Here is a 14,504-nt window from a genome sequence, read left to right as displayed (position 1 = left end):
TTATCGCCAATAATCTTTTAGCCAAGGGCTTGGCTTAACATGACGATACCACTTGCCGCCGCTACCATTGATGGCATCTGGCGGATTAATCTCACCATGAAAGATGACAATCTTTGCGCCATCCGGCAGAGTAGGTGCGCGCACAAAGTTAAAGGGAATAGGGGCGATGCATTGGTACTTGAAGCTGACACACCACGTTTTATCCCAATACTCCAAATGATGATGCTCACGTAAATAGTTAGACAGATAAGCCTGCTCATGGCGCACTTGGGTACGAATGGTGGCAAAGTTACGCTCAAAGTTTGCGAGCAAATCAGGATAGGTGTTCATGCCAATATTGAAACGATAAACAGAGCTATTACCAATCATTCGCCACGGTTTTTTCCAATCACGGATAATCACCACGCTGTCTTTGTGCTGAGCTTGATAGGTAAAAAAGGCATCTATGTTGTCAACAATAACAATGTCGATATCTAAAAATAAAGCCACACCCTTGAGACCATATAGTTCAGGTTTGAAAGTCGTGAGTTTTTTCCAACCACGCTCAGGTCCAGTAGGCAAATCCATCTCTGGAATAGGGTGGCAAGTCACAGCAGGGTCGATACCGCTGCTATCATCAGTGAGGCAGATCATTTGGAAGTCTAAAGTCAAATGGCGACTGACCATATTATAAAGACGGTTGACGTACTCAGCGCCGTATTTGTCACCCCATTTCATACAGATAACATAACGCTGCTCAGCAGTGCTACTGCGTGCATGCGTGTGGTCTGTCGATGAAGTATTGGTTACGTCAGTTGCCATAATGCACTCATATTAATATAAATAAAAAATATTTAGGGCGTGTTCTCATTTTTAACATAGTGATGAAAATGAGATAAATTGTCGCCAAACAAGAAAATAGCGCAGACAATATTGAGCTATTGACTGACTATTTGACGCTGTTTGGCAAAATTTAGCCATCTTTAATCCATTTATAGGACGATCGATTGAAATGAGAACACGCCTTAGTAACGTTTAAAGGTACAAAAGTCAGCCAATACTATCACAGCTAGGATTCACGATATCTCTAAACGTTTGGCTAATTGTAAGGTTATTGCTCATTGTCAGCGCGCGTGGTTGTATCATGAACGTTTTGATCAGCCCGCTTGTTGTCAAGAATGAATTTGGCCAAAGTTTCTTCATCAACGTTGTAAGGATTTCCTAATGTGGGAATGTGTTTGAAACGTCGATAGCCCCACATATAGTGACTACATTTTTCTTCAATCATCTGTTGCATGGCTTGGTTAAGTGCATAAGCGGCGGTCTCGGCATGACGATCATAAAGTGCTGGATCATCGAGCTTATAACAATAGATGTCAAATCCACGACCATCGTCACGGCGAATACAAGATAAGCCGACCAAGGCACATCTGGTTTTACTAGCAAGTTTAGAAGCAAGCGTACTGGTTAGCGTTTTAATACCAAAAAAGGGCACAACCACGCCGCCCGAAGGGTCGGGAACATGATCGGGTAAGACGATACTAAAGCCACCTTGTTTAAGTGTTTTAAATATGGCTTTGACACCGCTACCATCGGTTGGCACTAAGGTCGCATTAAGCCTTGAACGCCCTTGTAGCACAAAGTTGTTGGTAATGTCACCTTTAACAGGTTTGTACATAATGGTTGGGGAACCAAATTGATTGAGCCAAGCGTTCATCATCTCCCATGTACCGAGATGCGGCACGATAGCGAGCATGCCGTTGGCACTCGCAAGTCCTTCTAATAAAATTTCTTTATTATGAACGTCGCGAATCTGAGCAATACTCCACTCAGGTGGCATGGCCCAGCTTTTGATCGATTCAATACTGGTCAAACACTGGTGATAAATAATCTCTTTGGTTACTACTTGTTTTTGCACATCAGTCAGCTTAGGCGCAATTAACGTCATATTGATACTGACTGTACGCATGATACTCAAATTGGGTATCTTAATAATCACCCACGCAACAAAACGTGCCAGTATCTGCAAAACAGACAATGGCACGATTTTAAAAATGTAATACGGATTCATAACCATTCACATAGTGATGAATCACGTAATAAGTACTGAAAAAAAAATCCGGACATCGTTAGACCATTTATTGCGCAGGTTTGTTGGTGTCAGCCTGTGCTTTTTCGCGCACACGGATACCAAGATCACGTAGCTGCTTGCTATCGACTTCAGCAGGTGCTCGAGTTAGTGGACATTCAGCAGTTTTAGTTTTTGGGAAAGCGATAACATCACGGATAGAGTCAGCGCCTACCATAAGCATAATCAGACGATCCAAACCAAAGGCCAAGCCACCATGTGGCGGCGCACCGAATCTTAACGCATCAAGTAAGAAACCAAACTTGTCTTCAGCTTCTTGCTCGCCGATACCTAACGCTTCAAGTACCGCTTGCTGCATGTCGTAGGTATTGATACGTAAGCTACCACCGCCAACTTCTGTACCGTTCAATACCATATCATAAGCGATAGAGAGGGCAGATTCTGGGTTGTTTTTCAATTCATCAACAGAACCTTTAGGTTTAGTAAACGGGTGATGCATTGACGTCCAACGACCATCGTCCGTTTGCTCAAACATTGGGAAATCAGTGACCCAAAGTGGTGCCCACTGACAAGTAGTCATCTCAAGGTCTAGACCAATTTTTTGGCGTAGTGCGCCGATTGCGTCATTGACGACACTGGCTTTATCCGCACCAAAGAATATAATATCGTTGCTTTCTGCACCAGTACGCTCAATCAAGCTTACCAATACGTCATCGGTCATATTTTTGATGATAGGAGACTGAAGACCAGATTCTTGGTCAACGCCGTTGTTGATATTGCTCGCATCGTTAACTTTGATATACGCCAAACCACGTGCACCGTAAATGCTAACGAATTTGGTATAAGCATCGATTTGCTTACGGCTTAATGAAGCACCACCAGGGATACGTAGCGCAGCAACGCGACCTTTAGGATCGTTAGCAGGACCGGCAAATACTTTAAAATCAACGTCTTTCATTAAATCAGCAACGTCGATGAGCTTTAATGGAATACGTAAGTCAGGCTTGTCTGAGGCATAGTCACGCATAGCTTCTGCGTAAGTCATGCGTGGGAATTGCTCAAACTCAACATCCATCATGGTTTTGAATAAATGCTTAATCAAACCTTCGTTGATGTTCATGATTTCTTCTTCATTTAAGAAAGAAGTCTCAATATCGACTTGGGTAAATTCAGGCTGACGGTCAGCACGTAAGTCTTCGTCACGGAAACACTTAGCGATTTGATAATAACGATCAAATCCTGACACCATTAACAACTGTTTAAACAGCTGTGGTGACTGCGGCAAAGCAAAGAAGTTACCTGGGCGTGTGCGTGATGGCACAAGATAATCGCGCGCGCCTTCTGGTGTCGCACGAGTCAAGATAGGGGTTTCAACGTCTAAGAAACCATGGTCATCTAAGTAACGACGAATGGCTGACGTGGCTTTAGCACGGAAAACCATACGCTCTTGCATTTGCGGACGACGCATATCAAGATAGCGATATTTTAAACGCAAGTCTTCTGATACCGTGGTTTTCTCATCATTTAATGGGAAAGGCGGTGTTTCAGATTTCGCCAATACTTCAATTTCTTTGCCCAACAGCTCAATCTGACCACTGGTCATATTATTGTTTTCAGTACCCGCGTAGCGTTGACGTACGCGACCAGTGATTTTTAGCACATATTCAGGACGTACCGCATCAGCAGTTGCAAAGGCTTCTGGTGTATCAGGGTCAACGACGACCTGCAAGATACCAGCGCGGTCACGCATGTCTAAAAAAATCACGCCACCGTGATCGCGACGACGATATACCCAGCCTACGATACTAATGGTTTGATCGATGAAGCTTTCGGTTACGGCTCCGCAATATTCGTCTCGATATTCGCTATGCGTCATAGTGCTTTGCGTCATAATATAATTATCCAGTTGTCAGCCCAATTCGAAATACAATAATGCAGCCATTGCTGTACGATTCAAGCTATCCGCTAAAAACGCACAAACACCGCGATTAAGACAAATGGTCATCACGTTGGCTACAGAAAATTTGGTGTAAACGCATATTATGCCTAATCTGCCCTTGTTATACAACCAGTGGCGTCCAATCAAAGCGTAGGAAAGTATCAGTAATGGGTGTATTTATTCAGTAACATCTGCATTGGGTTAAATATTGTCATTTTGCTTGAAAATATCAGCCACTGTGCACATATCAGGCTCACTTATAAAATCTTATTAAAATTATTCTAATCATGTAAGGAATGCTACTCATGCTTTTTCACCCTGCTAAGAACCCTGTTGAGCTACAAGTTGTTCATCTAAATAAAAGCCAAGAACAACGCCGTGAAGATTTAATGGAGGCAACTCAAGGTAAAGCCGCGCTTAAGCAATTCAAAAAAGTAATGGCTAAAAAAGCCAAGCAAGCATTGAAAGCAAAAAGCAAAAATAAGAAAAAAAACAGTGATAATAAATCACAAGTTTTCGTTCTCGACTTTGACGGTGATATCAAAGCCACGGCAGTCAAGCATTTACGCGAAGAAATCAGCACATTAATCAGCAGTGCAAATAAAGGCGATGAAGTCGTGGTACGTCTTGAATCAGGCGGCGGGTTGGTTCATGGTTATGGTTTGGCAGCAGCGCAATTGGCACGTCTAAAAGAGGCTGGTTTAAAATTGACAGTCTGTGTCGATAAAGTCGCGGCAAGTGGCGGTTATATGATGGCGTGTGTGGCGGATAACGTAGTGGCTGCGCCCTTTGCCATTATTGGCTCAATCGGTGTGGTATCACAGTTGCCAAACTTTCATAAATGGCTAAAAAATCATGACGTCGATTATGAGATGTTTACCGCTGGTGACTATAAACGTACTGTCACTATGTTTGGTGAAAATGATGCTGACGACCGTGCCAAATACCAAGAAGGGCTTGAGCAAACGCACGAATTGTTCAAACATTTCGTGAACACGTATCGTCCGGCATTGGAGGTCGCGAAAGTGGCAACAGGCGAGCATTGGTATGGCGAAGATGCACTAAAATTGAATTTAATTGACAGTCTGCAAACCTCAGACAGCTATATTTTAGAGCGTATGGAAGACAATGAAGTCTATGCGCTGCATTCACGTCAAAAGCCAACGCTGGCCGAAAAGTTGGGATTGTCACAAGCGGCAGAGGCCACCGTGAATATGGCGATTGATAAACTACCAGATGCGCTAGCACGCTTTGATTTTAATAGCCGTTTAAATATCCTAAAGTAGTTTTCAATTTTCCACTCTAAATAGATGCATTGTTTGTATTTTGTAAAAGGCGTGTCCTAGCGGGTCGCGCCTTTTTGCTGTTTATTCATAAATGCTGTGTTATAAATGTGGCATACAGAACAGAGTATACGCACGTACACTATAAAATTAATATTGGGCTTTTTATAAAAGCTTTATGTGAACGTGATGAAAATAATTAACCATCAGCAAGGAAAAGGATGCCAGCTATGTCTGAAAATACATTGATGTTTACCGCCACCGAACATGGTCAAACCATGCACGCCAAAGTCAAAGCATTTATCGAAACTCATATTGAACCAATAGAAGCACAGTTTTGGGCGGATTGTCATGCGCAAAACCCAGACGGTAATTGGAAAAATTGGCAATGGCCAGAAAAATACGAGAGTTTGCGTAAACAAGCACGCGAAGCCGGTCTATGGAATTTGTTTTTGCCAGATGACACGCTAGGGGCAGGGCTGTCGGTGACCGATTATGCACCGATTGCCGAGCTCACTGGACGCAGTTTATTAGCGCCTTATGTCTTTAACTGTAATGCCCCTGATAGCGGCAATATGGAGCTTTTATGGCGCTATGGTTCAGAGGAGCAGCAAGACAAATGGCTAACGCCAATCTTAGAAGGTAGAACGCGTTCGGTATTTTGTATGACTGAGCCTGATGTCGCCTCCAGTGATGCGACCAATATGCAAGCGACAGCTGTGGTTGATGGCGATGAGATTATTATCAATGGCAGTAAATGGTGGTCATCGGGTCTGGGTGACCCTGCGGTCGATATTTTGATTGTGATGGCGTACACGCCTGATGAGAATAAAGACCGTCATCATCAGCATTCGATGGTATTGGTCCCAGCAAAGACAGCGGGTGTCAACATCGAGCGTATGCTCAAAGTCTTTGGCGATTATGATGCGCCGCACGGTCATGGTGAAGTCAGCTTTGATAATGTACGTGTGCCAGTCAGTCACTTTATTGGTGGAGCGGGTATGGGCTTTGAGATTGCGCAAGGTCGCTTAGGACCAGGTCGTATCCACCATTGCATGCGCTGTATTGGCGCTGCCGAAAAGTCGCTAGAGCTGGCTGTTAAGCGCGGCATGGAGCGTACGGCTTTTGGTAAGCCATTATTACAACTGGGTGGTAATTTTGAGCGTATCGCTGAGGCGCGTATTAAGATTGACCAAGCGCGTTTATTGACACTATATGCAGCGCAAAAAATGGACGCGCAAGGCACAAAAGCAGCATTGACTGAAATCTCTGCTATTAAAGTGGTTGCGCCAACCGTGCTACAAGAAGTGGTCGATATGGCGATTCAGATTCACGGTGGTATGGGCGTTTGCCAAGATACCATGTTGCCTGCATTCTTTGCCCAAGCTCGAGCGCTGCGCTTAGCTGATGGTCCTGATGAAGTGCATAAAACCATGATTGCTAAGTTAGAATTAAAGCGTCAGGGTTTTATTCGTCCTTCTAAATCTGGTAAATCCTAAGTTTATTTATTCATAAACTTATAGAGATTGATTTAAATAACCATCTGCTTAACTTAATTTCTCATTGAAAGTCACTATTACGCCGTTAATAGTGAATTTTCATCCCTATACTCACTGATAAAACATAATTGACCACACGATAAGGAATGTCATATGGCAACTGCTAATCAAAGCAGCACTACCGTCAAAGAAGTAGCTAATAAAATCTTAGATAAAGGCGGCGAGGTTCGTGAGGGCGAAGAGCTTGATGCCAAAGCGGTCAGCTCATGGCTACGTGCTCAAGGCGTCGATATAGAAGGCGAGCCTACCGTTACTCAATTTTCAGGTGGTGCATCAAACTGGACCTATCGTTTGCAATATGAAGGCGAAGGTAAAAGTAAAAGCCAAGATTTAATTTTACGCCGTCCACCAAAAGGCACTAAAGCCAAATCAGCACACGACATGGTGCGCGAATATACGGTTCAAAAATCCTTAAAAGATGCTTATCCTTATGTACCTAAAATGGTCGCGTTATGTACGGATGAGTCCGTCATCGGTGCAGACTTTTATGTCATGGAGCGTATGGAAGGTATCATTCCTCGTGCCAATTTGCCAAAAGGCATCGATTTAAATGAAGAGCAAACGCGTGCATTATGTACCAATGTCATCGACGCTTTGATTGAATTGCATCAAGTCGATTATAAAGCGCATCCTGATTTGGTCAATCTTGGACGCGGTGAAGGTTACTGTGAGCGCCAAGTGACAGGTTGGGACAGGCGTTATGTCAAAGCCAAAACGCCCAATGTGCCAAGCTTTGCCTTGGTAAGACAATGGCTTGGTAAACATACGCCTGCTGACAGTAAGACTTGCCTCATTCATAACGATTGGCGCTTTGATAATGTGATTTTGGATGCAGCAGATCCGACCAAGGTGATCGGCGTACTTGATTGGGAAATGGCGACCTTGGGCGATCCTTTGATGGATTTGGGCAGCGCATTGGCGTATTGGATTGAAGAAGATGACAACATCATTATGCAGCAGTCACGCCGTCAGCCCACCCATTTAAAAGGCATGATGACTCGCGATGAGGTGGTTGCTTATTATCTTGAGCAGACAGGTCTAAAGATAGACAACTGGACATTTTATGAAGTGTTTGGTCTGTTCCGTCTAGCGGGTATCGTTCAGCAAATTTATTATCGCTACTATCATAAACAAACGACCAATCCCGCCTTTAAAAATTTCTGGATTATTGTGCACGTATTACATGCCAAATGTCTTAAACTAATTGCTCAATATGAAGGTGAGATTTTGTTTACTAGCCGAGTACAGCCGCATTTGCAAGATATAGGTGTTGATGCTGCGACGATTGAGCAGTTGCCAAGTCCTATACAGGCTGTTATTAAAGGTATTTTGCCAAAGAGCTATTTTGGACAAAGCGCACCTAAAGCTGAAGAGTAAGCAAATTAAAAATTGAAAATCTAGGGCTTTTAAAAATTATAAGAGTGCGATTAATAAGGCAATATTTTATGACAACCATACTTTTGGCCCGTCATGGTCAAGCGTCATTTGGACAAGAGAATTACGATCAACTCTCAGAGCTGGGTGGCAAGCAAGCGCAGATGCTAGGTCAGCATTACGCGACGACTCAGCGTCGAATTGATGCGATTTTTACTGGTAGTTTGGTTAGGCAGCAAGACTCTGCACATCATTTTTGGCAGCGTTATCAGTCATTTTTTGATAGCGATAGTAATATCTCTAGTAAGCCTGCGATCGATATGAGTGCAGCACCGGATAGCTATGTACTGCCACAATTTGATGAATTTAATCATAAGGACGTGTTGATAAAGTCTAATCCTGCTTTTATGAGTAAAGGTGCTATTGCGGCTGAGATTGCGCAAGCAGAAGTGCCGTCTATGCGTTTAGCGGAGTTGTTTGATGCCGCAATGCAGCGCTGGCATGCAGGTGAGAATGACGGTGATTATATTGAGAGCTGGTCACAATTTAATGAGCGGGCAAAACAAGCGCTTGAGCAAGTGCGTTTGCAAGTGGCTAATCTGAATTTAGAGCGTGATAGTACGGTGCTGGTGTTTACTTCGGGCGGCATTATTGCGGCTATTACCGCGCAGTTATTGCAGCAAGGCAGTCAGACTGCGTATCAAATTAATAAAAGCTTGGTTAATACGGGCGTAACGTCTATTACTTTAAAAGCGCAGAGTACACGGCTATTGTCTTTAAATGAATACAGTCACTTATTTGCTGATGGCAAACGCTTCGTGACGTGGCGATAACATAGCATGTGATGGCTGGTGGGACATCAGGATAAAATGGCTACTCTAAACACGTAGCCGATTTTTATGTTATTAAAATCGGCTATGATAATTGTTGAGTACTTTTTGTGTATTTTTATAACAGACAAGCCGCACTTATCAATTTGCGATATTATAGACTGTCAACTTCATATAATATGGATGTAAACAGGACGTTCTATGCAAAATAAATTGATCAATTTAGTCACCAAAAGCGCTAAACAAAGTAAAAATCAGCTATTTAGCGCGATTGTGCCCGCACGATACCTAAAAGGTTTAAATAAGCAGCAGATTGGTCGTGGTAAAACAGCATTAATCACGGGTGCCAGCTCAGGACTGGGCGAAGGTATGGCAAGATTATTTGCTAAGCTTGGCTATAATTTGGCGATTTGCGCGCGTCGTACCGATCGTCTAGAAAGTCTACAATCAGAGTTAATGGCAGCGTATCCTGATATTCGTGTTGAATATCGAGCATTAGATGTCAGCGACTATGATGCCATATTCGATGTATTTGGTGCGTTCGCAACTGACTTTGGTCATATCGATCGTGTGGTGGTCAATGCGGGCGTCGGGGATAGTCGCCGTATTGGTAAAGGGCGCTTCGATACCAACCGCCGCACCGTTGAAATTAACTTTGTCTCTGCGCTCGCGCAATGTGAAGCGGCGATGAATATATTCCGCGCACAAAACAGCGGTCATCTGGTGGTGATATCAAGCATGTCAGCAATGCGTGGACTGCCTAAGCATTTGACCGCTTATGGCGCAAGTAAGGCAGGTCTGGCTCATCTGGCAGAAGGCATTCGTGCTGATATGTTATTAACCAAATTGCCTATTAAAGTCTCGACCATTTATCCGGGTTATATCCGTACTGAAATTAATGAAAATGCCAAACCACTACCGTTTGAAGTGGATGCAGATACGGGCACCAAATCCATCGTTGCAGCGATTGAGGCTGGAGTCGATGAAGCTTGTGTACCAAGTCTACCGTGGTCTATTGTCGGTCAAGCAATGAAGCATTTGCCATTGCAAGTGGTCAATAAAGTCAATTAGTAACTATTTGACTTCATTGCTTTGGTATCAACAGCAATGAAGTCAAAAAGAAGACAATAAAAAACCCTCAGCATTAAAGTTGAGGGTTTTTTATTGTCTTCTTTTTAAAAATATAAAATCTATGCACTACAGGGTTTGAGGATTATCCGACATATGCTTTTCACGTAGCTTTTGACGCAATATTTTACCCACATTACTCTTTGGCAACTCACTGACGAATTCGATATGACGTGGGCATTTATAGCCAGTCAAATTGTCCAAAGCAAATTCTTTAATATCACTCTTGGTAACATTGTTATCAGCAGGGACGATATAAATTTTGACTGCTTCGCCTTGGTGGTCATCAGGAATACCGATCACCGCACAATCAATGATGCCTTTATAATCTAGCATGACTGACTCGATTTCATTTGGGAAAACGTTAAAGCCTGAAACCAAAATCATATCTTTTTTGCGATCAAGTAAAGTGATATAGCCCCGTTCATCCATACTGATGATATCGCCAGTACGGAAGTAACCATCGCTGGTAAAGTCATTGCTATTGTCTTTATTAAAATAGCCTGAAGTGATGTTTGGGCCTTTAATGCACATCTCGCCAGCTTGATGTAAGCCGACACGATTACCTTCATCATCAACGACAATGATATCTACGCTAGGGACTGGTATACCAATCGTACCGTTAAACTTGCGATCAGTGATGACGTTAGCGGTACCAGCTGCAACCCCTTCAGTCATACCCCAACCTTCGACCATTGGGCAACCAGTGACTTCTAACCAGCGAGCAGCTGTTTGTTCAGTTGCTGCCATACCACCTGCTTGTGAGATGCGCAGTGAGCTAAAGTCCAAGTCTTTAAAGGTTGGTTGATCAAGTAAGCCTTTAAACAAAGTATTCACCGCTGGCAATATATGGAACGGCTGTTTTGACAGCGTTTTAACAAAGCCTGGCATATCGCGTGGGTTAGGAATCAAGATAAAGGTGTAACCTGAGCGCATGCCTAACAGGGTCAGCATAAAGGCAAAAATATGATACAGCGGTAACGCCATGACCATATTGATATAGACCTCATTAATATCTGAGGTGATAGGGCGGTACCAAGCTTCTGACTGCATCGCAGCGGCGACGACGTTACGCTGAGTCAAAACAGCGCCTTTCGACAAACCAGTCGTTCCACCGGTATATTGCAAAATTGCTTTTTGTTGCAGTGTGGTTTTTGGTGCTTGGATAGGCAAGTTTTTGCCTTTTTTCAGCACATCAGGAAACTTGGTCACATCGTATTTAGGGTCATTCAGGTTATATTTAGGCACTAAGCGTTTGACCTGACGGATAACCGTATTAACCAAAATACCCTTTAGCCCCATCATATCGCCCATTTTCGAGAGGACAATACGTTTGATGTCGGTTTCTTCAATAACTTGTTCGAGTGCTTGAGCAAAGTTATCGACTACAAAAATAACCTGAGCACCAGAATCATTTAATTGGTGGCGTAATTCACGCCCTGTGTATAGTGGATTCACAGGGATACACACATAACCCGCCCGCAAAATACCAATCATCGTTGGCAAATACTGTGGGACGTTTGGCATCATTAATGCGATTACACTGCCTTTAGGAATCCCTTGCGCTTGTAACCATGCGGCAACAGCAAGTGAGGCTTTATCCACGTCACCATAAGTATGCGTAACACCCATGCAAATAGTCATGGGGTGCATACGAAAGCGATTGAAACATTCCTCATATAGCTCTATGAGGCTCTCATATTGATCAGGATTAATAGTCTTGGGTACGTTTTCTGGATATTGCGCAAGCCAAGGTTTATCTACTGTCATACTTAGCGTCCTTAAATGTTAAGGTTCTATAAAAAAGTAGTCACATCCCTGTCAACAATATAAATCATCGCTTTGAAAGCAATGGATTGTCGCGTGCTATCCTATCAATTCACAGACTGCTAAAATACGTTGGCCTCTATATAAATTATTTAACTACAGATTCATCTAGCTATAAAAAGTGAGCGTCTAAATAGAGTAAACAGCTGGTTAATATTTTTGAAACTACAAAAATCGCCACCTGCAAATAATGCTCCTGAACTCACGTGAATAGAGCATGTTATCAACTTACTCTAATAAAAAACAGCATCACTTATTTTTACAACACATTAACATAACTACAATTGATATTGTTATTCTTATACAAGAACTTAATAGTTTACAATTAAGTTTGATAAAGTAAAAAATATATGTTGTCACAATCTAAAGGATAAGCGGTTTGTAGGCGGTGATGAACGGTTTTTTTCCTTTAAATATCACCAGCGATTATATTAGCATCTTTTTCTATAGGACATTTATTGTGTGATAATTTTAACAATATGGTTACAACATGAAAAATTTCTGTATGAGGATTATGAGGTATATTGAATATTCGCGAACAGTATTCATTAGCAGTTCATTGCTTTTAATTTTGCTTTACCAAAAGACAATATCTACCAGCACTCTGATTCAATGTCCACCATGACTTAAGTTTTTGCATAAAAAAGCGCTCTGCATATGATGCAAAGCGCTTTTTGACGACTGGTGCTTTATTTACGATTGCGGGTTTTCCGACATATGCTTTTCACGCAGTTTTTGACGCAGTACTTTACCAACATTACTCTTTGGCAACTCACTTACAAATTCGATATGACGTGGGCATTTGTAACCAGTCATATTGTCTAACGCAAAATCTGTGATAATTTCTTTGGTTACATTGTTGTCGGCAGGGACGATATAGATTTTGACTGCTTCGCCTTGACGCTCGTCAGGAATGCCAATCACTGCGCAATCAATAATACCATCACAATCTAGCATGACCGACTCAACCTCATTTGGGAAGACGTTAAAGCCTGACACCAAAATCATGTCTTTTTTACGATCTAGTAATCTAAAATATCCTTTTTCATCCATGCTGACGATATCGCCAGTGCGGAAGTAGCCATCTGTCGTAAAGTCATCACGACTGTCTCTGTTAAGATAGCCTACCGTGACGTTAGGACCTTTTACACACATCTCACCAGCTTGGTTTACACCAACGCGATTGCCTTCATCATCGATGACAATGACATCGACACTAGAGACAGGCACACCAATCGTACCGTTAAATTTACGATCTGTGATGATATTGGCTGTACCCACGGCAACACCCTCTGTCATGCCCCAACCTTCAATCATGGCGCAACCAGTGGTCTCAAGCCAACGTGCAGCTGTCTGTTCAGTCGCTGCCATACCACCCGCTTGCGAGATACGTAATGAGCTAAAGTCCAAATCTTTAAAGTTTGGATGATCAAGTAAGCCTTTAAATAAGGTATTAACCGCTGGCAATATATGGAAAGGCTGTTTTGATAAGGTTTTGATAAATCCTGGTATATCACGCGGATTGGGTATCAAGATAAAGGTATAGCCTGAGCGCATGCCGAGTAGACTCAACATAAAGGCGAAAATATGATATAGCGGTAACGCCATGACCATATTGATATAAACCTCATTAATCTCTGAGGTAATCGGCTTGGTCCATGCTTCTGACTGCATCGCAGCGGCGACGATGTTACGCTGAGATAAAATAGCCCCTTTAGACAGCCCTGTTGTTCCACCCGTGTATTGTAAAAATGCTTTTTGATCCAATTGCATTTTTGGCTTGTGGAACGGAAGGTTTTTACCTTTCTTCAATACATCAGGGAACTTGGTCACTTCGTGCTTAGGGTCATTCAGTTTGTACTTAGGTACTAAGCGTTTGACCTGACGGATGATGGTATTCACCAAGATACCTTTTAACCCCATCATGTCGCCCATTTTTGAGAGGACAATCCGCTTAATATGGGTTTCATCAATGACTTGTTCAAGCGCTTGGGCAAAGTTATCGACCACAAAAATAACCTGAGCACCCGAGTCGTTCAACTGATGGCGCAGCTCACGACCAGTATACAGTGGGTTAACAGGGGTACAAACGTAGCCTGCCCGCAAAATACCAATCATCGTTGGCAGGTATTGCGGAACGTTTGGCATCATGAGTGCAACCACACTGCCTTGAGGTAGACCTTGCGCCTGCAACCATGCGGCAACGGCAATCGAAGCTTTATCAACATCATCGTAGGTATGCGTCACGCCCATACAGATACTCATAGGGTGCAGACGAAAGCGCTCAAAGCATTCTTCGTACAGCTCCATGATGCTGCTATATCTATCGGGGTTGATGGTCTTTGGTACACCATTAGGATAATGGGCAAGCCAAGGTTTATTCGGCGTCATAGTCAGCGTCCTTGAAGTTTGAAATAGGGTAAATTCTGTAGTAAAGCAGCCATATCCGTGTCAATAAAACACATCAGCGCTGACGTAAACCGTTTGCCGCTGAGA

Annotated in this window: 10 protein-coding genes; 5 read left to right on the top strand and 5 right to left on the bottom strand. The window is 42.9% G+C overall.

The window, feature by feature from the left end; genetic code table 11:
* The 3 genes from JMV76_RS01395 to aspS all read right to left on the bottom strand — a co-directional run bounded on the left by JMV76_RS01395 (window position 1) and on the right by aspS (window position 3,944).
* Complete coding sequence (locus tag JMV76_RS01395; protein ID WP_374190038.1) at window positions 1-717, bottom strand: glycosyltransferase; 717 nt, start codon at window positions 715-717, stop codon at window positions 1-3.
* A gap of 373 nt (window positions 718-1,090) precedes the next feature.
* The gene (locus tag JMV76_RS01390) at window positions 1,091-2,050 is read right to left on the bottom strand and encodes a lysophospholipid acyltransferase family protein (protein WP_193011549.1); all 960 of its coding nucleotides are present in this window, start codon (window positions 2,048-2,050) and stop codon (window positions 1,091-1,093) included.
* A gap of 67 nt (window positions 2,051-2,117) precedes the next feature.
* Complete coding sequence (aspS, locus tag JMV76_RS01385) at window positions 2,118-3,944, bottom strand: aspartate--tRNA ligase (protein WP_201501633.1); 1,827 nt, start codon at window positions 3,942-3,944, stop codon at window positions 2,118-2,120.
* Between the two features lie 368 nt (window positions 3,945-4,312).
* On the opposite strand from aspS, the gene sohB reads away from it, so the two are divergent.
* From sohB to JMV76_RS01360, 5 genes are all read left to right on the top strand, one after another.
* Window positions 4,313-5,293, top strand: coding sequence for a protease SohB (sohB, locus tag JMV76_RS01380; RefSeq protein WP_201501351.1), 981 nt, complete (start codon window positions 4,313-4,315; stop codon window positions 5,291-5,293).
* A gap of 245 nt (window positions 5,294-5,538) precedes the next feature.
* Window positions 5,539-6,789 carry an acyl-CoA dehydrogenase family protein gene (locus tag JMV76_RS01375; RefSeq protein WP_201501632.1) on the top strand — a complete coding sequence of 417 codons (1,251 nt, stop codon included), beginning with the start codon at window positions 5,539-5,541 and terminating at the stop codon, window positions 6,787-6,789.
* Between the two features lie 153 nt (window positions 6,790-6,942).
* Window positions 6,943-8,226 carry a phosphotransferase family protein gene (locus JMV76_RS01370; RefSeq protein ID WP_201501350.1) on the top strand — a complete coding sequence of 428 codons (1,284 nt, stop codon included), beginning with the start codon at window positions 6,943-6,945 and terminating at the stop codon, window positions 8,224-8,226.
* 68 nt (window positions 8,227-8,294) lie between these two features.
* Window positions 8,295-9,056, top strand: a complete 762-nt coding sequence (locus tag JMV76_RS01365; protein WP_087815269.1) for a histidine phosphatase family protein — start codon at window positions 8,295-8,297, stop codon at window positions 9,054-9,056.
* A gap of 198 nt (window positions 9,057-9,254) precedes the next feature.
* Window positions 9,255-10,124, top strand: coding sequence for an SDR family oxidoreductase (locus JMV76_RS01360; RefSeq protein WP_227690005.1), 870 nt, complete (start codon window positions 9,255-9,257; stop codon window positions 10,122-10,124).
* 126 nt (window positions 10,125-10,250) lie between these two features.
* Here JMV76_RS01360 and JMV76_RS01355 read toward each other — a convergent pair whose 3' ends face one another.
* Window positions 10,251-11,951 carry an AMP-binding protein gene (locus tag JMV76_RS01355; protein WP_201501349.1) on the bottom strand — a complete coding sequence of 567 codons (1,701 nt, stop codon included), beginning with the start codon at window positions 11,949-11,951 and terminating at the stop codon, window positions 10,251-10,253.
* Window positions 11,952-12,701: 750 nt separating this feature from the next.
* Window positions 12,702-14,399, bottom strand: a complete 1,698-nt coding sequence (locus JMV76_RS01350) for an AMP-binding protein (RefSeq protein ID WP_201501348.1) — start codon at window positions 14,397-14,399, stop codon at window positions 12,702-12,704.
* Between the last annotated feature and the right edge of the window lie 105 nt (window positions 14,400-14,504).

It is taken from the genome of Psychrobacter cibarius (assembly GCF_904845955.1).
GTDB classification, from domain to species: domain Bacteria; phylum Pseudomonadota; class Gammaproteobacteria; order Pseudomonadales; family Moraxellaceae; genus Psychrobacter; species Psychrobacter cibarius_B.
Note: the sequence above shows the minus strand (reverse complement) of the source record. Positions and strands in the feature narration are given on the sequence as shown.